The sequence below is a fragment of the Streptomyces sp. SID5643 genome (assembly GCF_009872555.1).
Classification (GTDB): domain Bacteria; phylum Actinomycetota; class Actinomycetes; order Streptomycetales; family Streptomycetaceae; genus Streptomyces; species Streptomyces iakyrus.
On record NZ_WWIC01000250.1, the window covers coordinates 17,802 to 43,972 of the forward strand.

General features: G+C 72.4%; 21 protein-coding genes and 1 pseudogene. 13 read left to right on the plus strand and 9 right to left on the minus strand.

The annotated features are described in order from the left end of the window. Positions 1-3 precede the first annotated feature (3 nt). The 4 genes from GTY56_RS27680 (at position 4) to GTY56_RS27695 (ending at position 4,764) form a co-directional block, all read left to right on the plus strand. Positions 4-1,680: a hypothetical protein gene (locus GTY56_RS27680; protein ID WP_161368032.1), complete on the plus strand. Its 1,677-nt coding sequence runs from the start codon at positions 4-6 to the stop codon at positions 1,678-1,680. After that, positions 1,656-2,798 (plus strand): nucleotidyltransferase family protein, encoded by a 1,143-nt coding sequence (locus GTY56_RS27685; protein WP_161368033.1) that lies wholly within the window; start codon positions 1,656-1,658, stop codon positions 2,796-2,798. Before GTY56_RS27680 ends, GTY56_RS27685 begins: the two co-directional genes overlap by 25 nt. Beyond that, entirely contained in the window at positions 2,795-4,159 is a 1,365-nt protein-coding gene (locus GTY56_RS27690) for a hypothetical protein (RefSeq protein ID WP_161368034.1), read from the plus strand. The genes GTY56_RS27685 and GTY56_RS27690 overlap by 4 nt, the downstream gene beginning before the upstream one ends. Positions 4,160-4,227: 68 nt before the next feature. Further along, positions 4,228-4,764 carry an SLATT domain-containing protein gene (locus GTY56_RS27695; protein ID WP_346345602.1) on the plus strand — a complete coding sequence of 179 codons (537 nt, stop codon included), beginning with the start codon at positions 4,228-4,230 and terminating at the stop codon, positions 4,762-4,764. A 30-nt stretch (positions 4,765-4,794) separates the two neighbouring features. Here the strand turns inward: GTY56_RS27695 and GTY56_RS27700 are convergent, their stop codons facing one another. Beyond that, the gene (locus tag GTY56_RS27700; RefSeq protein WP_161368035.1) at positions 4,795-5,835 is read right to left on the minus strand and encodes a LacI family DNA-binding transcriptional regulator; all 1,041 of its coding nucleotides are present in this window, start codon (positions 5,833-5,835) and stop codon (positions 4,795-4,797) included. Beyond that, positions 5,832-8,237, minus strand: a complete 2,406-nt coding sequence (locus tag GTY56_RS27705; RefSeq protein ID WP_161368036.1) for a glycoside hydrolase family 2 protein — start codon at positions 8,235-8,237, stop codon at positions 5,832-5,834. Before GTY56_RS27705 ends, GTY56_RS27700 begins: the two co-directional genes overlap by 4 nt. Before the next feature lie 163 nt (positions 8,238-8,400). Here GTY56_RS27705 and GTY56_RS27710 point away from each other — a divergent pair, with 163 nt between their 5' ends. Genes GTY56_RS27710 through GTY56_RS27720 form a run of 3 tightly spaced genes read left to right on the plus strand, consistent with a single transcriptional unit; the run spans position 8,401 to position 11,494 of the window. Next, the gene (locus GTY56_RS27710) at positions 8,401-9,714 is read left to right on the plus strand and encodes an ABC transporter substrate-binding protein (protein WP_161368037.1); all 1,314 of its coding nucleotides are present in this window, start codon (positions 8,401-8,403) and stop codon (positions 9,712-9,714) included. Further along, positions 9,714-10,667 carry a carbohydrate ABC transporter permease gene (locus GTY56_RS27715; protein ID WP_161368038.1) on the plus strand — a complete coding sequence of 318 codons (954 nt, stop codon included), beginning with the start codon at positions 9,714-9,716 and terminating at the stop codon, positions 10,665-10,667. The genes GTY56_RS27710 and GTY56_RS27715 overlap by 1 nt, the downstream gene beginning before the upstream one ends. Continuing rightward, positions 10,664-11,494 (plus strand): carbohydrate ABC transporter permease, encoded by an 831-nt coding sequence (locus tag GTY56_RS27720; RefSeq protein ID WP_161368039.1) that lies wholly within the window; start codon positions 10,664-10,666, stop codon positions 11,492-11,494. Before GTY56_RS27715 ends, GTY56_RS27720 begins: the two co-directional genes overlap by 4 nt. A 15-nt stretch (positions 11,495-11,509) precedes the next feature. On the opposite strand, the gene GTY56_RS27725 is transcribed toward GTY56_RS27720, so the two are convergent. From GTY56_RS27725 to GTY56_RS27735, 3 genes are all read right to left on the minus strand, one after another. Further along, positions 11,510-12,799, minus strand: a complete 1,290-nt coding sequence (locus GTY56_RS27725) for an HRDC domain-containing protein (protein WP_161368040.1) — start codon at positions 12,797-12,799, stop codon at positions 11,510-11,512. Positions 12,800-12,985: 186 nt separating this feature from the next. Continuing rightward, the gene (locus tag GTY56_RS27730) at positions 12,986-13,648 is read right to left on the minus strand and encodes a response regulator transcription factor (protein ID WP_003993737.1); all 663 of its coding nucleotides are present in this window, start codon (positions 13,646-13,648) and stop codon (positions 12,986-12,988) included. A gap of 357 nt (positions 13,649-14,005) precedes the next feature. Next, positions 14,006-14,680: a DUF3000 domain-containing protein gene (locus GTY56_RS27735; protein ID WP_161368041.1), complete on the minus strand. Its 675-nt coding sequence runs from the start codon at positions 14,678-14,680 to the stop codon at positions 14,006-14,008. Positions 14,681-14,782: 102 nt separating this feature from the next. Between GTY56_RS27735 and hemE the strand changes: the two genes are divergently transcribed. Beyond that, a complete protein-coding gene (hemE, locus tag GTY56_RS27740) occupies positions 14,783-15,850 on the plus strand; it encodes a uroporphyrinogen decarboxylase (RefSeq protein ID WP_161368042.1) in 1,068 nt (355 codons plus the stop codon). A gap of 204 nt (positions 15,851-16,054) precedes the next feature. Further along, positions 16,055-16,387, plus strand: coding sequence for a hypothetical protein (locus GTY56_RS27745; protein ID WP_161368043.1), 333 nt, complete (start codon positions 16,055-16,057; stop codon positions 16,385-16,387). Between the two features lie 98 nt (positions 16,388-16,485). Here GTY56_RS27745 and GTY56_RS27750 read toward each other — a convergent pair whose 3' ends face one another. Both GTY56_RS27750 and GTY56_RS27755 read right to left on the minus strand, forming a co-directional pair. Continuing rightward, on the minus strand, positions 16,486-17,874 hold the full coding sequence (locus GTY56_RS27750) for an FAD-dependent oxidoreductase (protein ID WP_161368044.1): 1,389 nt from the start codon (positions 17,872-17,874) through the stop codon (positions 16,486-16,488). A 57-nt stretch (positions 17,875-17,931) separates the two neighbouring features. Further along, a complete protein-coding gene (locus tag GTY56_RS27755) occupies positions 17,932-18,924 on the minus strand; it encodes a DUF4349 domain-containing protein (RefSeq protein WP_161368045.1) in 993 nt (330 codons plus the stop codon). A 157-nt stretch (positions 18,925-19,081) separates the two neighbouring features. Here GTY56_RS27755 and hemG point away from each other — a divergent pair, with 157 nt between their 5' ends. After that, the gene (gene hemG / locus GTY56_RS27760; protein WP_161368046.1) at positions 19,082-20,527 is read left to right on the plus strand and encodes a protoporphyrinogen oxidase; all 1,446 of its coding nucleotides are present in this window, start codon (positions 19,082-19,084) and stop codon (positions 20,525-20,527) included. 4 nt (positions 20,528-20,531) lie between these two features. Further along, on the plus strand, positions 20,532-21,263 hold the full coding sequence (gene hemQ / locus GTY56_RS27765; RefSeq protein ID WP_161368047.1) for a hydrogen peroxide-dependent heme synthase: 732 nt from the start codon (positions 20,532-20,534) through the stop codon (positions 21,261-21,263). Between the two features lie 203 nt (positions 21,264-21,466). Here hemQ and GTY56_RS41655 read toward each other — a convergent pair. After that, positions 21,467-21,709 (minus strand): annotated as a pseudogene (locus GTY56_RS41655) (alpha/beta hydrolase); the annotation flags it as partial. Positions 21,710-22,045: 336 nt separating this feature from the next. After that, positions 22,046-22,816: a TIGR04222 domain-containing membrane protein gene (locus GTY56_RS27775; protein WP_161368049.1), complete on the minus strand. Its 771-nt coding sequence runs from the start codon at positions 22,814-22,816 to the stop codon at positions 22,046-22,048. 279 nt (positions 22,817-23,095) lie between these two features. Here GTY56_RS27775 and GTY56_RS27780 point away from each other — a divergent pair, with 279 nt between their 5' ends. Both GTY56_RS27780 and GTY56_RS27785 read left to right on the plus strand, forming a co-directional pair. Further along, the gene (locus tag GTY56_RS27780; RefSeq protein ID WP_161368050.1) at positions 23,096-24,562 is read left to right on the plus strand and encodes an aldehyde dehydrogenase family protein; all 1,467 of its coding nucleotides are present in this window, start codon (positions 23,096-23,098) and stop codon (positions 24,560-24,562) included. A gap of 35 nt (positions 24,563-24,597) precedes the next feature. Continuing rightward, positions 24,598-26,169, plus strand: coding sequence for a GMC family oxidoreductase (locus GTY56_RS27785; RefSeq protein ID WP_161368051.1), 1,572 nt, complete (start codon positions 24,598-24,600; stop codon positions 26,167-26,169). The last annotated feature ends 2 nt before the right edge of the window (positions 26,170-26,171 follow it).

Sequence of the window (26,171 nt, forward strand, 5' to 3'; positions counted from 1 at the left end):
CTCATGCGCCGAACCGGACCCCGCCTCCCTGGCCTGCTGCCCGTGTTCCTTGCCACGGTCCTGGCCGCCACCGCGTGCACCTCCGCCGGTGACGAACCCGCTGCGCCGAAGTCCCGCCCCGCGACCACGCCCACCGGAAAGCCCGACCGGCAGCATCCCGTCGCGGCGTTCCTCCAGCCCGGGCGCGAAGCCGTGATGATGACGGACGCTGCAGGCCGCATCTGGAAGGCCGCCGACCTGCCACCCAGCACGGCGACGTCCTCCTTCGACACCGAGCGACTGCCGTCCGAGCTCCTCTGGTCGCCCGACGCCGGCCGCCTCGCCTGGATCGACCCTGGAGGTGTGGGCCAGACGGGACAGATCCATCTGCTGGACGTGCGCAGCGGACAGCTGGCCTCCCGCCCCTGCCCCTGCGCCGGGCTCGGCTTCCTGGGCGAGGACGCCGTCAGCCTCGCGAACGACGGCAGGTCCCTCCTGCTGTTCCCGCCGAGCGGCAAGGCACGGCGTATCGCCCTCGACAAACGTCTGCCCCCGTACTCTCAGCTCGCGACCGGGGGAGCCGACGACGTCACCCTGTTCTCGCTCCTGCCCGAGGGAGAAGACATTCACCGCGGAGAGGGCACCCTCGTCGTGGCCGACCGTGAGGGCAAGGTCCGGCCGCTGCTGCCCGACAAGGGCACGACGTCCTTCGCCGAGGCCCACCGGCAGCCCGGCGGCGAGGCCGTCACCTGGGCCGACCTGGAGTCGAGCGGTGCCTGCTGGTCCGTCCAGACGGTCCAGACCCACCCCGGCACCCCGGGCATGGGCGCCCGCAAGCGGCTCCCCGACGACGCCGCGTTCCGCCATGCCCTGGTGGAGCAGCCGCGCATGGTTACCCACCTCGCCTGGGCGGGCGACGGCCTCACCCTCACCTACAGCGCCCTGAGCACCTGTCAGGTCATGGCTCCCGAACGGACCGCCTCCTACCATTTGCGCGACGGGCGGTGGACGTACCTCGGCGGCGGCATGCTGGGCATCGCGTTCGGAGCCGAGGGCCGGGTCGTACGTCTCAAGGACCCGGTGTATCCGAAAGGCGACATCGCCGATACCGCCGACCCGACCACCGGCACCCTGACCCTCAGCACCGACGGCCGCGAACTCGTTCTGGGAAAGGGCGTGTCTCTGTTCGCGCTCACCCCCGCGGAGAGCGCCGCAGCTCGCCCTCCCCGATCCGCGGCGGCGCAACCGGCGGCAGGGGTGGCCGCCGTCGACGACCACGGCGCCCGGCTGCCCGCCGCGATGCGGCAACTGGCCCGGGACATCGCAAACGCGGCGGCACGCGGCGACAGCGACCGGCTCGTCGACCTCTGCGACCCGTGCAGCGCCGGAGAGCACGACTGGATCCGCTCCGACGACGGTCCGCGGCACGTCCTGCGGGCCATCCGCACCCATCCCATGCGGCAACCCGGCGGTGATCTGCTCTATCCGGGCCTGACCACGTGTGTGGACGAGCCGGGCAAGGACATCAGCTGCACCCCGCAGCATCTCCACGACGCCGCCGCCCTGCGTCTGAAACCCGGATTGGCCCCCGGCATGGAGTACGGCGGCTCCTCCTACACCGCCTCTGACGCCGTATCCGTACCGCTCACCCTGCACCTCGAGAAGGGAACCGCACGATGGACAGGACTGGCCGCGGGGTGAAGCCTCCCGCCACGGCATCCGTCGTCCCCCACCAGGCGCAGGCCACAAGCGGTGCGGCGCCCATCCTCAGCGGTGACACCGTCGAAGGCCGGCGGGTGCTCGGCTTCACCTGTACTGCGTCGTCGGCGCCCACTGCAGACGACGATCAACTGATGCTGGCCGGCGATGAGTTCGCCGATCGCCCGCCACGGCGGAGCACCGACCCCGCATATCAGCCGAGCCTGGTCCGCACCGGTCGGCAGCCGGACGAGCAGATCCGCCATGCCCGCACCCACCACCCGGATGATCTGCAGCCCGGTCTGACCGACCGCTTCCAAGGCCTGCTGCACGGCCCTCGCACAGCCCCCTTCACGGCCGACCTGATCGAGCACCTGGCCGGGGCGGGCCACCACACCTGGCTGAGCGGAGGCGCCCCCCGCGACCTGCTGTCAGGAGCCGCACCCGACGGCATCGAGGACTTGGACATCACCGGGACCGCCCCCGCCGGGGCCTTCACCGAGGCCGCCCGTCAGGTGCTCGACCTCGACGGCACCTGCGCGGAACATCCACAGCGGTTCAGCCCCGACACCCTCGTCTGCACCGTCCTCGACCCCCTCGTCCGCACCGGCGGACCGAGCCTCGACTACCGGGGCCTCGGTCTCGGCCTGGACGGCGCGTCCTTCCCCGCCACTGGCACCGACCTGCTTCAGGACAGCCGGCAGCGCGACCTCACCGTCAACACGCTGCTCTACGACCCCGCACGGAACCTGGTCGTCGACCCGTCCGGAGACGGGCTCGACGATCTCACCGGCGTCGGCGGCCGAGTCCGCCTGGTCCCCGCCACCGCCTCGGCGGATCCGCTCGTGCGCGCCGAAGTGCTACTGCGGGGCCTGAAGTTCCTGCTGCGCTGGCACGACCGGGAACTGGACGACGAGCCGCTGCGCACCTGGGCCCGGGCGCTGCCTCCCGATCTGCCCGCCCAGCTCGACCGGCGGGGCGAGCAGACGTGGGACCGCCTGCGGAGTCTGCGAGCCCAGTGTGTCCCCGACCCATGGGCGCCCGACGTGCGGGAGACGGTCCGCCGGTTCGGGACCGTCGCCTCCGAGATCCTCACGCGCTGTGAGCGGGCCGGCTCATGACGACTCCGCACCCCGAGGAGGCCTCCCTGCCCCCGCACCGGCCCCTCAGTGAGTGGATCGTCGGCGTCCGTGCCGCTCCGCCGGGGCGGCCCGCCGTCCTCGGCCGCATCAACGACGGGGACGAGCGCACCGACGCCCGCACGATGCCCCGCTTCCGTGCCCAGCCATGGACGCGGACCAGCCTGGTCGTGGAGCGGGCCGGCGAGCACTGCCGTGCCCTGGCACTGCGCGCGTCCGACGGCACGGAAGTCGTCGAACTCGACGACTTCGGCGTGCCCATCGCCGTTTCGGAGACCGGTGCCGAACTGATCACGCAACTGGAGGAAGACTGGGCCGAGCCCGCTGCCGATCCGCGGACCGTAGCCCGGCTCCGCGACGAGGACCTCGCACTGCGCTACTTCCTCCTGCACCGGCTTGCCCGCGAGACCGACGCACCACCGGCGCTCTTCCACTGCCTGCCCTGGGAGCATGTCGACGCCGCGGCACGCTCGGCCACCGCCCTGCTGCACGCCGATACCGGCACCCCGCCTGCCTCGCCCGCCCCGCCGCCCGACGGGGAACTACGCCACTGGTTCACTCCGGCCGCGTCGTCCCTGGCCGGGCCCTTGCAGGTCCTCGAAGCCGGACTGCGAACCGAGCGGTCGGGTGCCTGGTTCGGCCGGGAAGCCGCCAACCTGCTAAGCGGCCTCCTGGCCGTGGAGACCCAGCGCTTGCCCAGTGCCACCCGAGACGCCCTCGCGGGCCTCGCCGACGCATTCGCCGAGGTGGACCGGGCCCTGTACCGCGCCGCGCGCCTGGCAGCCGCTCGACTGACCGGGATCCGCCCCGTGCCATCGATGCGGCGACTCCTCGACTCCGATTTCGTCCTGCGGGCTTCATCCGGCGAACGGCGTTCCGGCCGCAGCGAGTTCCTCGAAGAGTGGCCGGTGGCCGTGGTCCTCACCATGACCGGCAACCGCCTGCTGGAGGTCGAGATGGAGATTGAGGACCATCCCGCCCCGCCCCGGCGACGCGCTGTCGACGGCCCGCTCTTCCAGCCGGTGACCGTCAGACCCGCCCTGCACGCCGGGACTCCCTCCGCCGGGCAGGGCACCCGGTACTGGATCCTGCTCCACCCCTCGGCGGGTGCGCTGCACGGCTTCATCGCCGTGCCTGCGCCCGACCACACCTTCGAGGTCGACCTCGAAGCACCGCCCATGCCCCTGCGCTTCGTCGACCGCGTCTCTCCGGAGGACTTGGAGGCGTCACTGCACGCCAACGAACACATCACGCTGTCCGAGTGGCACCACATGATCGACGACCTGGCACCGCGGCACCCGGCCCACGCCGCCCTCGCCGCCTACACGTCACGCCATGGATAGCGCCAACTCGTCTGACGGCGAAGGGGGATCCGGCCCCTCAACCTACGGTGCGCCGGTACGGTGGGCCCGTGGACACCGAGGACCCGGCCGGTCTCGACAGCGACGCCCGGCGGCGCCGAGCCATCGGGGCCGAGTTCAGGCGGATCGAAGAGAGCGCCATGTACAGCGCGCAATGCCAGTTCGAGGAGACCAAACGCTGGCGCGCCGTGCACTTCCTTTTCGGCGTCCCGGCCACCCTGCTCGCCGCCATCGCCGGAACCACGGCTCTGGTCGAGTCCACGGGACGGATCGCGGCCGGCATTCTCGCTTTGATCTCCTCCGGTCTTGGCGCGGTCCTCACCACGGTCAACGCGCCCCAGCGGACCGCCCAGGCCTCGGCATCGGCGAACGCCTTCCTGGAGATCCAGACCGCCGCCCGGCAGCACCGCGAGATCGACCTGGACCAGTGGACCCTGGATGAGGCCCGGCAGGCTCTGGCGACCCTGACCGCGCGGCGCGACGAACAGAACGCGACGGCCGAGGTGCCCGGCCGCCGCGCATACCGCAAGGCCCAGGCCAACCTCAGGGCCGGGACGCAGACGTACGCGGTCGACGGGGATACCTGAGAGGGCAGCGGCCCCGCACCCGCACGGCGCTCACCGAGGCGGTGCGGTGGACCCCCGAGGCGTCAGCACCGGTGTAGGCACAGGGTGGGACTCGACTGCCCCCTCACCCTGCGTGATCACCGAGAACAACGTCCGGGCCGCCTCCGCTCCAAACCCGTGCACATCATGGCTCATGGCCGACAGCGTCGGATGCGTCAGCCGGCACAGCTGCGAGTCGTCCCAGGCCAGCAGCGACACGTCCTCCGGCACCCGCAGCCCCATCTCCGCCGCCACCGAAAGACCCGCCACCGCCATGATGTCGTTGTCGTACACGATCGCGGTCGGACGGTCGGCCGGCGCCGCGGACAGCAGCGACCGCGTCGCCCGGGCCCCCGCGTCCCCCGAGAAGTCCGTCGCCACCTGCCGGGCCCCGGCCGGCGCCAGTGCCCCCGCCGCCTCGTCGAACGCCGCCGTCCGGATCGCCGTGTGCCCGAGGTCCGCCGCCCCGCCCACCCGGGCGATCCGCCGGTGCCCCAGCGCGGCCAGATACCGCACCGCCTCCGTCACGGCCGTGGCGTCGTCCGTCCACACCGTGGTGAGCCCCCCGGTCAGCGAGGGGTGCCCGACGGCGACCACCGGCATCCCGAGCCGCTCCGTCATGGCCACCCGCGGATCGTCCGCCCGGAAGTCGACGAGGATCGACCCGCCGATCTGCCGCCCCCGCCACCACGTCTCCTGGACGCCCACCTCCTCGTCCATGTTCCGTACGAGCCGCAGCAGCAGCGAGCTGGAGTGCTCGGTCAGCACGCTCTGCACGCCCGAGACGAACTCCATGTAAAAGGGCTCAAGGCCGAGGACCCGCGCCGGCCGGCACACGGCGAGACCGACCACGTCCACCCGCGACCCGGCCAGCGTCCGCGCCGTGAGGCTCGGTGACCAGCCCAGTTCCCGTGCCGCGAGGAAGATCCGGTCCCGGGTGGCCTCCGACAGGCCCGGCTTGTGGTTGAAGGCGAGGGACACCGCGCCCTTGGACACACCGGCGCGCGCGGCGACGTCCTTGATGGTGACGCGAGGGGTCGGCGTTGCCGTCATCGGGTGGGCTCCACGCAGTACAGGGCCGAACGGGCGGTCTTGGCGTCCGGAGTCTTCCAGCCGCGCACCCCGATGGTCACCTCTTCACCCGGCAGCAGCGTGACCAGTCCCCGGTCGGCCCGCGCCCCCGGGTCGAGCCGGTCGGCCTGGAGGAGCAGGTCCCGGACCAGGGTGCGGGCGGTCACCGTGATGCCGCCCGGCGCGAGCCCGACGTCGAACTCCGGCACGGGGTAGGGCACCTCACGGTCGGGCGCCGGGAAGTGCAGGGCCCGCAGCCCTCCCCCACGCTCGGCTTCGCTCGAGCGGGGGGACCCCCACACGTCCGCGACCAGGAACTCCCCGGGCCCCGCGGGCACCAGCTCCCGCGGCACGCCGACACGGGTCACGGCCCGCCTCCCGGCCGCCAGGTCCACCTCCTTCCGGCCCAGCACCTCGCCCTCGACGGACATCCGCCGCAGGGTCAGCGTGCCCCGCCACTGGGCCGGTCCCTGGTTGCAGGCGGCCAGCACCAGCTCGCCGTCCCACATCTGGAACGTCGGCAACCGGTCCGCGTACAGCCGCTTCAGCTCGTGGTAGAGCGGCTTCTCACGGCCGTCCCCGTCGATGGCCGCCCAGGAGGTCACCGGCCAGCAGTCGTTGAGCTGCCAGACGACCGTGCCCGCGCACACCGGCCAGTGGGAGCGCCAGTGCTCGATCCCGGCCGCGACCGCCCGCGCCTGATTGAGCTGCATGAGGTAGTGCCAGCGGTCGAAGTCCCCGTCCGGCACGGCGAAATGCCGTGCGAGCCCCCGCTCCAGCTTGCCGTTGCCGTCGTCCGCCTTCTGGTGGTGCAGCACGCCGGGGGAGTCCGGTGCGAGCTCCTCCCCGGGCAGCGCCCGGCGCAGCGTGCTGTACGCGGGCGGCGCCTGCCAGCCGAACTCGGCGACGAACCGTGGCACGCTCAGCCGGTAGTCCGCGTAGTCCTGCCGGTTCCACACCTCCCACGAGTGGTGGGTGCCGTGCGCCGGGTCGTTCGGGTGGTGCTCCCAGGACCCGGACCAGGGGCTGCCCGCGGTGTACGGCCGGGTCGGGTCCAACTCGGCCACCACACGCGGCAGTACACCCAGGTAGTAGCCCTCGCCCCAGGAGTCCCCGGCCAGCCGCGGCTCCCACTCCCAGTCCCGGAAGCCCCACAGGTTCTCGTTGTTGCCGTTCCACAGCACGAGCGACGGGTGCGGCATCAGCCGTACGACGTTCTCCCGCGCCTCGGCCTCCACCTCACCGCGCAGCGGCTGCTCCTCCGGGTAGGCCGCGCACGCGAACGGGAAGTCCTGCCAGACCAGCAGCCCCAGTTCGTCGCAGGCGTCGTAGAAGTCCTCGCTCTCGTAGATCCCGCCGCCCCAGATCCGCACGAGGTCCACGCCCGCGCCGGCCGCCTGCTCCAGCCGCTCCCGGTAGCGCTCGCGGGTGATCCGGGACGGGAAGACGTCGTCGGGGATCCAGTTGACGCCCCGCGCGAAGAGCCGCTCGCCGTTGACGACGAGGGTGAAGCCGGTGCCGTGCGCGTCGGGCCGCCGGTCCAGCTCCACGGTCCGGAAGCCGATCCGCCGCCGCCACACGTCCAGCGCCTCCTCGCCGTACAGCAGCTTCAACTCCAGGTCATAGAGCGGCTGTTCGCCGTAACCTCGCGGCCACCACAGCCGCGCGTGCGGCACCCGCAGCCGTACGGCCCCGCCGGACCCCGCGATCTCGGCCCGCGCCCGCACCCCCGCGACGGTCGCCTCCACCGCCAGCGGCGCCTCGACCCGGGTCCGCTCGACGTCCACCACCAGCTCGACGACGCCCGTGCCCTCCTCGACGGTGACCAGCGGGCGGACCCGCGCGATCCGCGCCGTCGACCAGTGCTCCAGGCGCACCGGCCGCCAGATCCCGGCCGTCACCAGGGTCGGCCCCCAGTCCCAGCCGAAGGAGCAGGCCATCTTGCGCAGGTACGGGTAGGGCTCGGCGTAGGCGGCGGGCCGCTCGCCGACCCGCCCCCGCACGGCCTCGGCCTCGGCGTAGGCGGAGACGAACCGCACGGACAGCCGCCCCGACAGGCCCGTCACGTCGAACCGGTACGAGCGGTGCATGTTGCGCACCTTCCCCAGCAGCCGCCCGTCCAGGGAGATCTCGGCGACGGTGTCGAGCCCGTCGAAGACCAGGTCGGTCTGCTCCTGCCCCTCCGAGTCGCCGATCTCCCGTTCGTACGTCCAGTCCCGGCGCCCCACCCACGCCACCTCGGTCTCGCCCAGGCCGAGGAACGGGTCCGGAATAACCCCGGCGGCCATCAGGTCGGTGTGCACGCACCCCGGCACGGCGGCGGGCAGCGTGTCCGAGTCGTGTCGCAGGATCCATCCCTCGCCGAGCGGTGTCGCCTCCAGCATGCGCACTCCCTTAACCGGTCCAGTGAAGAGTCGTGTGACGGTTTCGCATCGTTGGCGGGATTGGGACTTTACCGGTTGAGTACACGCTGCCAGAGTTCCGAACCAGCCATACCGCACGTGCTCGTCCGTCCCGAGTTCCCCTCCGCGAACGGAGCTGACGCACATGAACCGCCGTACCCTTCTCGCCCTCGCCGTGGGCGCGGCCCTGCTGGCCTCCGGCTGTACCGGCTCAGGAGGCGCCGCCCAGGGCGCCGACGCCGAGGCGCCCGACGATCCCTCCAAGGTCGACGGGACCATCACCGTCCTCACCCACCGGACCGACCTCGTGCAGGACGGGACGATGAAGAAGTACGCCGCCGAGTTCAACAAGACGTATCCGAAGGTGAAGGTCGAGTTCGACGGCATCACCGACTACGAGGGCGAAGTCAAGATCCGTATGAACACGGAGAACTACGGCGACGTCCTCATGATCCCCGCGGTGATCGAGAAGAAGGACTACCCCAGGTTCTTCGCCTCCCTGGGCAGCAAGGAGGAGCGGGGAGAGAAGTACCGCTTCACCGACTACACGGCTGTCGGCGGCAAGGTCTACGGCCAGAGCCCGCTCGGCGCGGTTCCCGGGTTCATCTACAACAAGAAGGTGTGGAGGCAGGCCGGGATCACCGACTGGCCCACGACACCGGACGAGTTCCTCGCCGGCCTCAAGGCCGTCAAGTCGAAGACCGACGCGATCCCCTACTACACCAACTTCAAGGACGGCTGGCCGCTCAGCCAGTGGACGGGCGTCAGGGGCTCGGTCAGCTGCGACGAGCAGGCCACCACCAGGTGGGCCGAGGGCAACCCCTGGGCCGAGGGCGGCGAACTGCGGGTGGCGGACGGCCTGCTGTACGACATCGTGCACGAGGGGCTCGCCGAGAAGGACCCGACGACCACCAACTGGGAGGCGTCCAAGCCCAAGCTGGCCAAGGGCGAGATCGCCACCATGTGGCTCGGCTCCTGGGCGGTCATCCAGATGCAGGGCGCGGCGAAGCAGGCCGGCACCGACCCGGACGACATCGGGTTCATGCCCTTCCCTGCCCAGAAGGACGGCACGTTCTGCGCGGTGACGTCGCCCGACTACAACCAGGCCGTCAACATCCACTCCGAGCACAAGGAGGCCGCCCGCGCCTGGATCGACTGGTTCACCGACAAGTCCGGCTACGCGCGGGACAACCTGGCGCTGTCCCCGCTCAAGGACGCCCCGCTGCCCGACATGCTGAAGCCGTACGAGGAGGCGGGCGTCGAACTCCTCGACCTCGACGACAGCAAGGGCGCCGAGCTGAAGACCATCGAGAACCGGTCCGAAGTCGGCATCAGCAAGCCCGACTACCGCAAGGAACTCGTCGACATGGCCCGCGGCGCCAGGAAGGGCGACCCGGACGACTACCTGGACGGCCTCGGTGAGAAGTGGACCGAGACCCAGAAGTCGCTGGGGTCCTGATGACGGGCACCACCGAGACGGCCGCCGTCGAGGCAGCCGGGGCGGCCCCCGCCACCGCCCCCACACCGGTCCCCGCCCCGCGCCCGGCACGCCTGTGGCGCGGGGCCACCCCCTGGCTCTTCCTGCTCGCCCCGCTCACACTCCTGATCGTCTTCACCTACGCGCCGATCGCCAACATGGTCGCGTACAGCTTCACCGACTGGGACGGGGTGAGCCCCGAACTGCGCTGGACGGGTGCCGGGAACTACACCGAACTCTTCACCCGCCCCGAGCTGTTCGAGGTCTTCTGGGTCAGCGGCTACTACCTGGTGGCGTCCGTGATCCAGATCGTGGCGGCGCTCTACTTCGCCACTGTCCTCAGCTTCAACGTCCGCTTCCGGAACTTCTTCAAGGGCGTGCTGTTCTTCCCGTACCTGATCAACGGGGTCGCGATCGGCTTCGTCTTCCTCTACTTCTTCCAGGACGGCGGCACCCTCGACTCGGTGCTGAGTCTGTTCGGCGTGGAGACGGACCGCGCGTGGCTCGGCACCCCGGCGTCGGCGAACACCTCCCTGGCCGCCGTCTCCGTCTGGCGCTACCTGGGCCTGAACTTCGTGCTCTTCCTCGGCGCGATCCAGTCGATCCCCGGAGAGCTGTACGAGGCGGCCGAACTGGACGGTGCGAACCGCTGGCACCAGTTCCGCCACATCATCGCGCCCGGCATCAAACCGGTCCTGAGCCTGACGGTGATCCTCTCGATCTCCGGTTCGCTCTCGGTCTTCGAGATCCCCTACATCATGACCGGCGGCGCGACCGGCACCGAGACGTTCGTCATCCAGACCGTGAAGCTGGCGTTCCAGTTCAACAAGACGGGACTCGCCTCGGCGGCCGCGGTCGTGCTGCTGCTGATCGTCCTGGCGGTGACCTGGGTGCAGCGCCGCCTCGCCCCCGACGACAAGGTGGACCTCGTATGACCCGCCGCGCGGTGAGCCGCGTCCTCGTGTACCTGTCGCTGATCGCGGCGACCGCGCTGGTCCTGCTCCCGCTCGCCGCGGTGTTCCTGACGTCCCTGAAGTCGGAGAAGGAGATGGCGGACGGCAGCGGCGCGCTCGCGCTGCCGGACGACCCGTTCCACCTCGACAACTACGTGACGGCGTTCCAGGACGGCCGGATGCTCCCGGCCTTCGGCAACACGGCCGTCATTCTGGTCGTCGCCATCGGCGGCACGGTCCTGATCGGCTCGATGACGGCCTACGCCATCGACCGCTTCCGGTTCCGTTTCCGCGCCTGGGTCCTGGCCCTGTTCCTGATCGCCGCGCTGGTTCCCGGCGTGACCACCCAGGTGGCAACCTTCCAGATCGTCAACAGCTTCGGCATGTTCGACAGCCTCTGGGCGCCGATCGCCCTCTACATGGGCACCGACATCGTCTCGATCTACATCTTCCTGCAGTTCGTCCGCTCGATCCCGGTCTCCCTGGACGAATCGGCCCGCCTCGACGGCGCCAACGCCTTCACCGTCTACCGCAAGGTCATCTTCCCCCTGCTGAAACCGGCGATCGCGACGGTCGTGATCGTGAAGGGGATCACCGTCTACAACGACTTCTACATCCCTTTCCTCTACATGCCCTCCGAAGATCTTGGCGTGATCTCGACGTCGCTGTTCCGCTTCAAGGGCCCGTTCGGAGCCCACTGGGAGACGATCTCGGCGGGAGCGATCCTCGTCATCGTCCCGACGCTGGTCGTCTTCCTGTTCCTCCAGCGGTTCATCTACAACGGCTTCACCCGGGGCGCCACGAAGTAGACGCCCTTCTGGCGGCTAGGCCTCCTTGACGGACAGCGCCTCCACGAGCACGGGGGTCACCTGCTCCACCTGCCAGGGCCGCGCACCGTGCCCGGCCAGGGCAGAGGCCACCGACTCGGCGTCGACCACCGCCGGCGGCTCCCAGCACACCCGCCGCACCGTGTCCGGGGTGATCAGGTTCTCCTGCGGCATGCCGACCTGCTCGGCCAGCGCCGACACCCCGGCCCGGGCGGCGGACAGCCGCGCTGCGGCCGCGGGGTCCTTGTCGGCCCAGGCGCGCGGCGGCGGAGGCCCGGTCACCGGCTGCCCCGGCTGCGGCAGCTGGGCCTCGCTCAGCGCCTTCGCCCGGTCCACCGCCGCCTGCCACTGCTCCAGCTGCCGCTTGCCCACGCGGTGTCCGAAACCGTTCAGCGCGGCCAGTGCGTGCACATTGGCCGGAAGGGCCAGCGCCGCCTCCACGATCGCCGCGTCCCCGAGCACCTTGCCCGGCGACACGTCCCGCCGCTGGGCGATCCGGTCCCGGGTCTGCCACAGCTCCCGTACGACGGCCAGCTGCCGACGGCGGCGCACCTTGTGCATGCCGGACGTACGCCGCCACGGGTCCTTGCGGGGCTCGGGCGGGGGAGCCGAGGCGATCGCGTCGAACTCCTGGCGGGCCCACTCCATCTTGCCCTGCCGGTCCAGCTCCTTCTCCAGCGCGTCACGCAGGTCGACGAGCAGCTCGACGTCCAGCGCGGCGTAGCGCAGCCAGGGCTCGGGCAGGGGCCGGGTCGACCAGTCGACGGCGGAGTGCCCCTTCTCCAGGACGAAGCCCAGCACGCTCTCGACCATCGCGCCGAGGCCGACCCGGGGAAAGCCGGCGAGCCGCCCGGCCAGCTCCGTGTCGAACAGCCGCGTCGGCACCATGCCTATCTCGCGCAGGCAGGGCAGGTCCTGGGTGGCGGCGTGCAGCACCCACTCGACGCCGGACAGGGCGTCACCGAGGGCGGACAGGTCGGGGCAGGCCACGGGGTCGATCAGGGCCGTTCCGGCGCCCTCGCGGCGCAGCTGCACGAGGTAGGCGCGCTGCCCGTAGCGGTAGCCGGACGCGCGCTCGGCGTCGACGGCGACGGGCCCCGATCCTGCCTCGAAGGCGGCGATCATCCGGGCCAGGGCGGCCTCGTCCGCGATGACGGGCGGAATGCCCTCTCGCGGCTCAAGCAAAGGGATCGGCGCCTCCGTAACAGAAGATCCGCCGTCGTCCGGAGGGGCGCCTCCGGTGGTTCGCAGTGAGCTGTCTGCTGCGGTGTCGTGGGCGTCGGTCACCTGTCAAGGGTATCCATGTATGGACAGCGCCCGTCGACGGAACGTTCCGTCGACGGGCGCCCTGGGGTCGCAAACCAGTCATGTCGGGGAAGCGGCGGGTTCGCGAACCGTGCGTGACGTGAACGGGGCCGACGGCCGGTCCCGTTCACGTGCAGGAGGGGTCACGAAGGGTCACGGCGGAGCGGGTCAGTGGATGATCCCGGTCCGCAGCGCCACGGCGACCATGCCGGCCCGGTCGCCCGTGCCGAGCTTGCGGGCGATGCGGGCGAGGTGGCTCTTGACGGTCAGGGCGGACAGGCCCATCGAGACGCCGATCGCCTTGTTCGACTGGCCTTCCGCGACCAGCCGCAGCACCTCGACCTCGCGGCCGGACAGTTCGCGGTAGCCGCCCGGGTGGCTCGGGGCACCCGGGGGGCGGCGGTGCAGTCGCGCGGCGGCGGCGCCGATGGGGGCGGCGCCCGGCCGGGTGGGGAGCCCGACGTTGGTACGGGTGCCGGTGACGACGTATCCCTTCACCCCGCCGGCGAGTGCGTTGCGCACGGCGCCGATGTCGTCGGCGGCGGAGAGGGCGAGCCCGTTGGGCCAGCCCGCGGCGCGCGTCTCCGACAGCAGGGTGAGGCCGGAACCGTCCGGCAGGTGGACGTCGGCGACACAGATGTCGCGGGGGTTGCCGATGCGGGGACGAGCCTCCGCGATGGACGAGGCCTCGATGACGTCGCGCACACCGAGCGCCCACAGGTGGCGGGTGACGGTGGAGCGGACGCGCGGGTCGGCCACGACCACCATGGCGGTCGGCTTGTTCGGGCGGTAGGCGACCAGGCTTGCGGGCTGCTCGAGGAGAACGGACACCAGGCCTCCTGGGGTGCGGGACGGGGCCGGCTCGTGGGGGTGAAGCCGGGACGAACCGTGCTTTCAAGGTCACAGTCGTCTTCGGCACCGAACCCGTCCGCCTTTAGAGAATGATCACGATTCAGTGATAACAATCCGTGCAATTCGGACAGGCGGTCGATCATTCGAAGGTGGAACGGTTTCGGTCTGCGTCGGTACGCGGTCGAAAGTGGCCGTATCGACAAAGTGATTCGGCCAAGAGGGGTACTCAGGTGTGATCGTCGGCAGGACATGGTTGACCGCCCCGCACAAGGTCGATCAGTGCGGGGCGGTCAGGGGTGGATCAAGGGGTGGATCAGGAGGCGTTGCGGGGACCGGTCAGCGGGACTGCGGCCCGCGTCGCTGGGGCAGCGTCACCACGGATGCGTCACCCGGACCGGCCGGGGGCAGCCCCGCGATCTGGGCGAGCAGATCGCACCAGGACGCCAGGTGCGCGGCCGTGTCCGGGACTCCGCCCAGGCCCTCGCGCGGCGTCCACGACGCGCGGATCTCGATCTGCGAGGCGGCCGGGCGCGCGGACAGCCCGCCGAAGTAGTGGGAGCTCGCGCGCGTGACGGTGCCGCTCGGCTCCCCGTACGTCAGCCCGCGCGTCTGCAGCGCGCCGGTCAGCCAGGACCAGCACACCTCCGGCAGCAGCGGATCCGCCGCCATCTCCGGCTCCAGCTCCGCGCGCACCAGCGTCACCAGCCGGAACGTGCCCCGCCACGCGTCGTGCCCGGCCGGGTCGTGCAGCAGCACCAGCCGGCCGTCGGCGAGGTCCTGCTCGCCGTCGACGACCGCCGCCTCCAGCGCGTAGGAGTACGGGGCGAGCCGCTTCGGCGCGGGCGTCGGCTCGACCTCGATCTGGGGCCGCAGCCGCGCCGCCCTCAGCGCGTCGACGGCGGCCCGGAAGGGCAGCGGGGCGGAGTCCGCCTCCCGCCGGTCGTTCTCGGTGTCCTTCGCTTCGTCCATACCGCCAGCGCCGTCCGACAGTCGTCCCTGAGCCGCAGCCATGCGGGAAGATTACGGGGACCGGAGCCCGGGTGCGGGGCTAGACACCCCGCGCCTGTCCAGGGGCTGAATAGTGCTGTCCGGCGGCGTGCGAAACTTGGCCCCGTGAGTGCCAACGACGCCCCCAGGGCCCAGCAGCCGTCCGCCGCGTACGACTCCGCCTTCCTCAAGGCCTGCCGGCGCGAGCCCGTGCCGCACACGCCGGTGTGGTTCATGCGGCAGGCCGGGCGCTCACTGCCGGAGTACCGCAAGGTGCGCGAGGGCATCCCGATGCTCGAATCCTGCATGCGGCCGGAACTGGTCACCGAGATCACCCTCCAGCCGGTGCGCCGGCACGGCGTGGACGCGGCGATCTTCTTCAGCGACATCGTCGTCCCGCTCAAGGCCATCGGCATCGACCTCGACATCAAGCCCGGCGTCGGCCCGGTCGTCGAGCACCCGGTCCGCACCCGCGCCGACCTCGCGCAGCTGCGCGACCTCACCCCCGAGGACGTCTCCTACGTCACCGAGGCCATCGGCCTGCTCACCCGAGAGCTCGGTGCCACGCCTCTGATCGGCTTCGCCGGGGCCCCCTTCACCCTCGCCAGCTACCTCGTCGAGGGCGGCCCGTCCCGCACGTACGAGAACGCCAAGGCGATGATGTACGGCGACCCGGAGCTGTGGGCCGACCTGCTCGACCGCCTCGCGGACATCACCGCCGCGTTCCTGAAGGTGCAGATCGAGGCGGGCGCCTCGGCGGTGCAGCTGTTCGACTCCTGGGCCGGTGCGCTGGCCCCCGTCGACTACCGCCGCTCGGTGCTGCCCGCGTCGGCGAAGGTCTTCGATGCCGTGGCCGGCTACGGCGTCCCGCGCATCCACTTCGGGGTCGGCACCGGCGAGCTGCTCCCGCTCATGAGCGAGGCCGGCGCGGACGTCGTCGGTGTCGACTGGCGCGTCCCGATGGACGAGGCCGCCCGCCGCATCGGCCCCGGCAAGGCGCTCCAGGGCAACCTCGACCCGACCGTGCTCTTCGCCCCGACGGAGGCCGTCGAGGCCAAGACCCGCGAGGTCCTGGACTCGGCGAAGGACCTGGAGGGCCATGTCTTCAACCTCGGCCACGGCGTCATGCCGTCCACCGACCCGGACGCGCTGACCCGGCTGGTCGAGTACGTCCACACGCGGACGGCCCGCTGACGGCGGTCCCCGGCGCCCTCGCCCCGCCCCGGCGGCCGGGCCGCTCGTCCTTGGCGCACCTCACCCAGGCGCCGCCCGGGATCACGCTGGTGTACGCGGTGTCCGCAGTCGCCGGTGAACGCAGTGGTCCAGGCGTGCGTATGTCTCGGCAACCGCCCGCGACGCGGGGAAGGCGGGTCGCGGGGCCGACGTGAGGAACAGGCGATGAACGACCGAGTTACTCCCGCGATGCACGCACTGCCCGACGGGGAGGCGGAGCTGACGCTGGTGGTGCGGCTGCCCTGGGAGGACGTGGCACGCCTCGGCCAGGAGGCGGGGCGGCTGGCCACCCAGATGCGGCGGCCCGTGACGCTGGAGGAGGCGGTGAGTCACCGGCTGCGGTCGACCCGGGTGGCCTCGCACGCGAAGCCGGCGGGGGAGCAGCCGCCGGCGGTGACGGCCGCGCCGGCCTCCGTGTCCTCGCTGCCGTCCCGGCCGCCGGCGGAGCAGGCGCGGCAGGCGATCGACCGGATCACCGGTTCGGCCGGGACCGCGTAGGGCTTCGCCGTGAGGGTGCGGGGTTCGTTGCCGGGTGCGGGTCCGCTGCGCCTGTCGCGCAGTTCCCCGCGCCCCTGAGGGCACGGACCCCGCCCCTCTCACCGGGAACCGCGTACTTTCGCCGCCGCCTTGCGGGCCGCCACCAGGACCGGGTCCCAGACCGGGGAGAAGGGCGGGGCGTAGCCGAGGTCCAGGGTCGTCATCTGCTCCGCCGTCATGCCCGCGGTGAGGGCGACCGCCGCGATGTCGACCCGCTTGCCCGCGCCCTCCCGGCCGACGATCTGGACGCCGAGGAGGCGGCCCGTGCGGTGCTCGGCGAGCATCTTGACCGTCATGGGGGAGGCGTTCGGGTAGTAGCCGGCGCGGCTGGTCGACTCGATGGTGACCGACTCGAAGCGCAGGCCCACCCGGTGGGCGTCCTTCTCGCGCAGGCCCGTGCGGGCGATCTCCAGGTCGCAGACCTTGCTGACCGCCGTGCCGACCACGCCCGGGAAGGTGGCGTAGCCGCCGCCGATGTTGGTGCCGATGACCTGGCCGTGCTTGTTGGCGTGGGTGCCCAGGGGGATGTGCCGGTCCTGGCCGGAGACCAGGTCCAGGACCTCGACGCAGTCGCCGCCGGCCCAGATGTCCTCGTGGCCGCGCACCCGCATCGAGCGGTCCGTGAGGAGACCGCCGTGCGGGCCGAGGGGGAGCCCGGCGGTCTTCGCCAGGGCCGTCTCGGGGCGGACGCCGATGCCGAGCACGACGACGTCCGCCGGGAACTCCCGGTCCTCGGTGACCACCGCCCGCACCCGTCCGTCGCCCCCGGTGAGGATCTTCGTGACCTCGGCGTCGTTGACCATCGTGATGCCCAGGCCCTCCATGGCCTCGTGCACCAGGCGGCCCATGTCGGGGTCGAGGGTCGACATCGGTTCGCTGCCGCGGTTGACGACCGTCACCTCGTAGCCGCGGTTGATGAGGGCCTCGGCCATCTCCACACCGATGTAGCCGGCCCCGACGACCACCGCGCGGCGGCCCCGCGTGCCCTCCAGCGTGTCGAGGAGCGCCTGGCCGTCGTCCAGCGTCTGCACGCCGTGCACCCCGGCCGCGTCGGCCCCGGGCATGTCAGGCCGGATCGGCCGGGCACCGGTCGCGATCACGAGCTTGTCGTACGACGTCCAGGACTCCTCGCCGGTGTCGACGTCACGCGCGTGCACCCGCCGCCCGTCGAGGTCCAGTTCCGTCACCTCGGTGCGCAGCCGCAGGTCGATGTCCCGGGCGCGGTGCTCCTCGGGGGTGCGGGCGATGAGCCGGTCCCGGTCGGTGACGTCGCCGCCGACCCAGTAGGGGATGCCGCACGCCGAGTACGACGTGAAGTGGCCCCGTTCGAACGCCACGATCTCCAGCTCGTCGGGGCCCTTCAGACGGCGCGCCTGCGACGCCGCGGACATGCCCGCGGCGTCGCCGCCGATGACGACCAGTCGCTCCCCTGCACGGCTCATGTTCATGCGAACACGCTACGGGAGCCCGGCATTTCAGTCCTGCCCGCCTCGGTCGAGCCCGCCTCAGGCCTGCTCGTCCGGGGTCCGGGGCCGCGTCGCCTCCGGCGCCGGCCGGGCCGTCGGCAGCGGGCCCAGGGCTGTCGTCGCGGGCGCGGGCGCGGGACGCCGCGGCAGGCGGGGGCGTACGGCCCTCACCCACAGCAGGACGATCACTGCGGCGACCGCCGCGAACGGCAGCACGGCGCCGAAGGCCATCGCGAGCCAGCGCAGCATCGTCACGAACGCGTTCCAGCCGCCCGCGAGCGCGTCGACGAAGCCCGGGTCGTCGTCCTTGGCCGCCTTCTTCACCGGGGTCTCCGACAGCGACAGGGTGATGGTGGCCAGGCTGGTGCGGTCCTTCAGGGACTTCTGCCGGGCCAGCAGCGCCTCCAGGTCGGCCTGGCGGGTGCTCAGCTCGCCCTCCAGGGTCACCACGTCACTGAGCTTGCCGGCCCGGTCCATCAGCTCGCGGATCCGGGCCACGCTGGCGCGCTGCGTCTTGATCCGGCTCTCCACGTCCACGACCTGGTCGGTGACGTCCTCGGCCTTCGCGCTGCGGTTAAGCAGCTTGCCGGTGCCCTCCAGTTCGGCGAGGACCTCTTCGTACCTCTCGGCGGGCACCCGCAGCACGACCCGGGTGCGCTCATGACCCTCGGCGTCCCGGGTGGTGGTCTCGTTGCCGACGTAGCCGCCCGCGTCCTCGGTGCCGGTGCGGGCCTGCTCCAGGGCCTTCGGAACGTCCTTGACCTGCACCGTCAGGGATGCCGTGCGGATGATGTGGCTCGCGGTGACCTCCGGCGGCGCCGTGGCCCTGGCGCCGCTCCCGGCGCCCTGGGGGGCGGCCTCCCCGGAGACGGCCTTGTCGTCCGCCCGCGAGGCGGCGGCCCCGCGGTCGGCGGCGGAACCGCTGCCGCCGCTGTCGTCGCCGGCGCCGCACCTGGTGACCGCGAGGGCGGCGGCCAGCAGGAGCGCTGCGAGGGCCGGTGCGGGGCGTCGTACGGATCGTCGTGTGCGCATGCGGGCATCCCCCGGGGTCGATTCTGCTGACGCTTCTTCGACGCCCGGGCGGGGCCGGACGTTTGGCCCGGGACGGTTCCGATGCGGTCACGGTCGGGACTCGTCACGGACACCGGGGCGCGGCGGCGCTGTCAGCGGGGTCTGAGAGGCTGGGGGCATGCGTGAGGTTCAAGGGCAGGTCGTCGTCATCGGGGCGGGCATCGCGGGGCTGGCCGCCGCCCACCGGCTGCTGGAGCGCGGGGCGCGGGTGACCGTGCTGGAGGCCTCCGGCCGGGTCGGCGGCAAGCTGCTGCCCGGGGAGGTCGCGGGTGCGCGCGTCGACCTCGGCGCCGAGTCGATGCTGGCCCGCCGCCCCGAGGCGGTGGCACTCGCGCGCGAGGTGGGCCTCGCCGACCGCCTCCAGCCCCCGGCCACGGCCACCGCCTCGCTCTGGACCCGCGGCGCCCTGCGCCCCTTCCCCAAGGGGCATGTGATGGGCGTGCCCGGCACCGCGTCCGCCCTGGCCGGTGTGGTCTCCGAGGAAGGCCTCGCCCGCATCGAGCGGGATGCCGAGCTGCCCCGCACCGAGGTCGGCGACGACGTGGCGGTCGGGGAGTACGTGGCGCAGCGCCTCGGCCGCGAGGTCGTCGACCGCCTGCTGGAACCCATGCTGGGCGGGGTGTACGCGGGCGACGCGTACCGCATCTCCATGCGCTCGGCCGTCCCGCAGCTCTTCCAGGTGGCCCGCACCCACACCTCCCTGACGGAAGGGGTCCGTGAGCTCCAGGCCAAGGCCGCCGCGTCCCGGCAGACCGGCCCGGTGTTCATGGGCATCCGGGGCGGCATCGGCACCCTGCCGCTCGCCGTGGCCGACTCGGTGCGGGCGCGCGGGGGCGAGATCCTGACCCGGACGCCGGTGACGGAGCTGCGCCGCACGCCCGAGGGGGGCTGGCAGGTCCGCTCCGGGGAGCGGGAGTGGCGCGCGGACGCCGTGGTCCTCGCCGCCCCGGCATCCGCCGCCGCCCGGCTGCTGCGCGCCGAGAACCCGGCGGCCGCCGCCGAGCTCGACGGCGTCGAGTACGCCTCCATGGCCCTGATCACCCTGGCCTACCGCCGCTCCGGGACGGCCCTGCCCGACGGCAGCGGCTTCCTCGTGCCGCCGGTCGACGGGCGCACCATCAAGGCGTCCACCTTCGCCTCGCAGAAGTGGGGCTGGATCGCCGACGAGAACCCGGACCTCGTACTCCTGCGCACCTCCGTCGGGCGGTACGGCGAGACGGAGATCCTCCAGCGCGACGACGCCGAGCTGGTCGACGTCTCCCGGGAGGACCTGAAGGCGGCGACCGGCCTCGACGCCCCGCCCGTCGCCACCCGCGTCACCCGCTGGGACGACGGCCTGCCCCAGTACCCCGTCGGCCACCACGCGCGCGTGGCCCGCGTCCGCGAGCACATCGCCCGGCTGCCCGGCCTCGCGGTCTGCGGCGCCCCCTACGACGGCGTCGGCATCCCGGCCTGCATCGCGAGCGCGTACGCGGCCGTGGACCAGCTCCGCGGCGACCTCGGCGGTGTGCAGGAGCTCACCGCCCACCCGGTGCAGAGCCTGCACGGCGGAGCAGGAGAATAAGGCCATGAGCAACGACGCCCCCACCCCCGAGTCCGGCAGGATCCCGAACAAGGGCAAGCTGGCCAAGGACCTCAACGAGGTCATCCGCTACACGCTCTGGTCCGTCTTCAAGCTGAAGGACGTCCTCCCCGAGGACCGCGCCGGGTACGCCGGTGAGGTCCAGGAGCTGTTCGACCAGCTCGCCGCCAAGGACGTGAAGATCCGCGGCACGTACGACGTCTCGGGCCTGCGCGCCGACGCCGACCTCATGATCTGGTGGCACGCGGAGACCAGCGACGCGCTTCAGGAGGCGTACAACCTCTTTCGCCGGACGAAGCTGGGCCGCGCCCTGGAGCCCGTCTGGTCGAACATGGCGCTGCACCGCCCCGCGGAGTTCAACCGCGCGCACATCCCGGCGTTCCTCGCCGACGAGACGCCCCGCGACTATGTGAGCGTCTACCCCTTCGTGCGCTCCTACGACTGGTACCTGCTGCCGGACGAGGACCGCCGCCGCATGCTCGCCGACCACGGCAAGATGGCCCGCGGCTACCCGGACGTGCGCGCCAACACCGTCGCCTCGTTCTCCCTCGGCGACTACGAGTGGATCCTCGCCTTCGAGGCCGACGAGCTGTACCGCATCGTCGACCTCATGCGTCACCTGCGCGCCTCGGAGGCCCGTATGCACGTCCGCGAGGAGGTGCCGTTCTACACGGGCCGCCGCAAGGACATCGCCGAGCTGGTCGCCTCTCTGGCCTGATCAGCGGACGCGTTCGACGGCCCCGGCGCGGTCCGGGGCCGTCGGCTTCGGATTGGCGCCACCCGCGCGAGCCGGGTGTTGTCCCGGTCCCACACCCGCCAGGCCGAGGGCCAGGGGGCGTCGTTGCACTCGACGGCCAGGTAGACCGCGCGTGAGTTCTCCGCCTCGGCCGCCGCCTCCGGGTGCTGCTCCGTCTGCTCGACGGGGTGCGGGGCGCACTGCGCGCGCCGTCCCGGCAGCCGCCCCTCCAGCAGGTACGCCTCCAGGTGGCCGTTGACGCAGGCGTTCGGGCCGCCCGCAAGACCGTGGGCCCCGGCGTCCCGCTCCGTCACCAGCACCGAGCCGGCGAGGCGGTCGCGCAGTTCGAGGGCGCCGTCGTACGGCGTGGCGGCGTCCCTCGGGCCCTGCTGACGGAGAGTTCGATCTGCCGGCCCCCGGGGACGGGCGTAGTCGAGCGGGACGCTGACCGTGCCGCACTGCATGCTGCCCGGCAGGTCCTGCGCGTCGGGGCACGGGCCGAAGGCGACACCGGCCGCCTTCGCGCGCGCGGCGGCCACGGCGGTGCCGCGTCGCTCGGCCGCCCCCGTGCGGTCCGCGGTGGCCGGGGCCGCGGTGAGGGTGCTCAACAGCAGGGACCCGGCTGCCGAGTAGAGGAGGGCGGCCCTCATCGCGTATCCCTTCGGTGCACGGTGGCGACGAAAGGGATGTTTCGTTCGGTGCGGGGGGAAGGCAAGCACCGTCCGCCGGTGTCGGGCCCGATGCCCCTGTGCGCCCCCGGTCGGTCAGTCGTGCGGCCTGCGGTGCGCGAACGCGGCCCGCAGATCCGGTTCGCCGATCGCGCCGACGCCCCGCACGGCCACCGACGTGAGGTACGTGCGGTCGTCCGCGTCGCCGTCCGCGGTCCGGGTCAGCCCGCCGAGCAGCCGCTGTCCGGCCGGCGAGGCCCAGCGCGAGTAGGGGTGGATCTCGATGCGCGCGACGGCCAGGCAGCTCAGGGTCAGGGCCAGGGGCAGCGCGAACCACAGGGCGACCAGGTGCCGCGGCATGTCCGGCGGAGCGGGCGTCAGCAGCGCGGTCACACCCAGCCCGAGGACGGCGACGGCCGCGACCCGCACCTGCCGTACGGCCGCCGTGACCGTCGTACGGGCGCTGTCCGGCACCGCGAGCCCCGCGCGCACCAGCCCCTCGGCGATCCCGCGCACCGCCTCCGCCGTCGCGGCGGTGGCCCGCACCGGCGCGATCCGGGACTGCCCTTCGGGTCCGATGGCGCCTATCACCGACTGCTCCATCTCGTCCCGCCCGCGAGGGTCGACGACCGTCGCCCAGCCGGTGCGGGCCAGCAGCAGACGGCGCTGGCGCGCCATGGCGACCAGGGTCACGTCGGCGACCCGCCGGGGGCCGCCGGAGAGGAACGCCGCCTCGTACAGCGTGAGTTCACGACCCCGGCCGGTGTCCGCGTCCACGGCCGCGGCCCGAACGGCGGCCAGACACAGGCGCGTACACGCGGTGCCGGCCACGGCCCAGGCCGCCAGTAGGAAAAGAACCCAGAGCATATGTTGTTTGTATGTGACACGGTCCCGAAAGCACCATGGCTCGTTCACGATCCGGACGGAGTGTTGTCGGTATGTGACGTTCCGTTTTCCTCCGGTGGCGTTCCGTGGACAGGAGACGGACAGCGGGCACCGTGGGCCGGGCGACTAGCCCAGCCGGGTCCTCTGGGCCGTCCGGACGTCGTCGCGGCGGTGTGCCCCGTGGCTGCCGCCCGTCCGATGGGCCATGTTGCTGACCGTCGAGCCGATCGGGCTCCGGACGGACGCGAAGGAGGCCCCGCGGTGGGTGAGCTGTACATCGACGGCGCGTGGACACAGGCGGCGGCCGGCGGGCGCCGGGACGTGATCAACCCCTATGACGCCTCGGTCGTCACCACCGTCGACGAGGCCGACGCCACCGACGTCGACCGTGCCGTGCGCGCCGCCCGGCGTGCCTTCGCCGAGGAGGACTGGGCGAACGCCCCCTCGCGCCGCCGGGCCGACCTCCTGCTGCGCGTGCACGACCTGCTGCTGCGCGACCGGGAGGACATCGCGCGCACCGAGACGCTCGACACCGGCAAGACACTCACCGAGGCGCGGATCGACGTGGAGGACGTGGCGAACGCCTTCCGCTACTTCGCCGAACTCGCGGGCAAGGACGGCGGCCGGGTCGTCGACGTCGGCCCACACGTCCTCAGCCGCGTCGTCTACCAGCCCGTGGGCGTGTGCGCGCTCATCGCCCCCTGGAACTACCCGCTGCTCCAGGCCTCCTGGAAGGTCGCCCCGGCCCTGGCCGCCGGCAACACCTTCGTCCTCAAGCCCAGCGAGACCACCCCGCTCACCACGATCGCCATGATCCGGCTCATCGAGGAGGCCGGCGCCCCGCCCGGCGTCGCCAACCTCGTGCTCGGCTCCGGGGCGACCGTCGGCGCGGCCCTGACCGGCCACCCCGACGTCGACCTGGTCTCCTTCACCGGCGGCCTGAACACCGGACGGGCCATCATGGCCAGTGCCGCCGACGGGCCGCGCAACATCGCCCTGGAACTCGGCGGCAAGAACCCCAACATCGTCTTCGCCGACGCCGACTTCGAGGCCGCCGTCGACTACGCCCTCGACGCCGCCTTCCTGCACTCCGGGCAGGTCTGCTCGGCCGGTTCACGCCTGCTCGTCGAGGACTCCCTGCACGACCGGTTCGTCGACGCCTACGCCGGGCGCGCGCGGGCGATCCGGCTCGGCAACGGCCTCGACGAGGGCACCGAGAGCGGCCCGCTCAGCTCCGCCGAGCACCGCGAGAAGGTCGAGGCCTACATCGCCGTCGCCAAGGAGGAGGGCGCCCGGCTCGTCACCGGCGGCACCCGGCCCGACGACCCGGCCCTCGGCCGCGGCTTCTTCCTGCTGCCGACGATCTTCGCCGACTGCGACCGGTCCATGCGCATCGTCCAGGAGGAGGTCTTCGGCCCCGTCGTCACCGTCGAGCGCTTCCGCACCGAGGACGAGGCGGTGGAACTCGCCAACGACACCCGCTACGGCCTGGCCGGCGGCGTGTGGACGTCCGACGCGAGCCGCGCCCAGCGCGTCGCCCAACGGCTGCGGCACGGCACCGTGTGGATCAACGACTTCCACCCCTACGTGCCGCAGGCCGAGTGGGGCGGTTTCGGCCGCTCCGGCGTCGGACGCGAACTCGGCCCGACCGGGCTGCGCGAGTACCAGGAGGCCAAGCACATCTACCAGAACCTCGCCCCCGCCCCCTCCGGCTGGTTCAAGGGCTGACCCACGCCGCACCGCACCACCACGAAAGGCACGGCATGGCCACCACTCCCGCGCACGGCGCCGAGTCCGCCTACGACTACGTCATCGTCGGCGGCGGCACCGCCGGCTGCGTACTCGCCGCCCGGCTGAGCGAGGACCCCGACTGCACCGTCTGCGTCATCGAGGGCGGCCCCAGCGACGTGGGCGACGAGCGCATCCTGCGCCTGCGCAACTGGATCAACCTGCTCGGCTCGGAGTTCGACTACGGCTACACCACCGTCGAGCAGCCGCGCGGCAACTCGCACATCCTGCACTCACGGGCCCGTGTGCTCGGCGGTTGCTCCTCGCACAACACCCTGATCAGCTTCCTGCCGCTGCCGCAGGACCTCGACGACTGGGTGAGCCACGGCTGCGCCGGCTGGGACCCGGCGACGATCCTGCCCTACCGCGACCGGCTGCTCACGCGGATCGTCCCGGTGGCCGAGGCCGACCGCAACCCCATCGCCCAGGACTTCGTCACCGCGGCCTCCCGCGCCCTCGGCGTCCCCGTCGTCGACGACTTCAACGCCGAACCCTTCGCCGACGGCACCGGGTTCTTCTCCCTCGCCTACCAGCCGGAGGGCAACCTGCGCTCCTCCGCGTCCGTCGCGTACCTCCACCCGGTGCTGGACCGGCCCAACCTCACGCTGAAGCTGGAGACCTGGGCCCACCGGCTGATCCCCGACGCGTCGGGCCGGCTGACGCGGGTCGCCGTCCGGGGCGCCGACGGCGAACCCGCGACCGTGCGCGCCGAGCGTGAACTCCTGCTGTGCGCCGGGGCCATCGACACCCCGCGCCTGCTCATGCTCTCCGGCATCGGACCCGCCGACGACCTGCGTGCCCTGGGCATCAAGGTGCAGGCCGACCTGCCCGGCGTCGGGGAGAACCTGCTGGACCACCCCGAGTCCGTGATCGTCTGGGAGACCGCGGGACCGCTGCCGCCCAACTCCGCGATGGACTCCGACGCCGGCCTGTTCCTGCGCCGGGACAAGGGCCAGCCGCGCCCCGACCTGATGTTCCACTTCTACCAAGTGCCGTTCACCGTCAACACCGAACGCCTGGGCTACCCCGTACCGCGGCACGGGGTGTGCATGACGCCGAACGTGCCGCGGGCCCGCTCCACCGGCCGCATGTGGCTGCGCAGCAACAACCCCGCCGAGCATCCCGCCCTGGACTTCCGGTACTTCACCGACCCCGAGGGCCACGACGAGCGCACCGTCGTGGACGGGCTGAAGGTCGCCCGCGAGGTCGCCGCGACCGACCCGCTGCGCGACTGGCTCGTCCGCGAGGTCGCGCCCGGACCGGACGTCGTCTCCGACGCCGACCTGTCGGAGTACGGCCGCCGCGCGGCCCACACCGTCTACCACCCCGCAGGAACCTGCCGCATGGGCGCGGCGGACGACCCGGCGGCCGTCTGCGACCCCGAACTGAGACTGCGGGGCTTCGAGGGCGTGCGGATCGTCGACGCGTCGGTGTTCCCGACGATGCCCACCATCAACCCGATGGTGACCGTGCTGCTCGCCGCCGAACGGGCGGCCGACCTGATCACCGGCCGCCCCGGGCCGGCCGGTCGGGCGGCGGCGCGGTGACC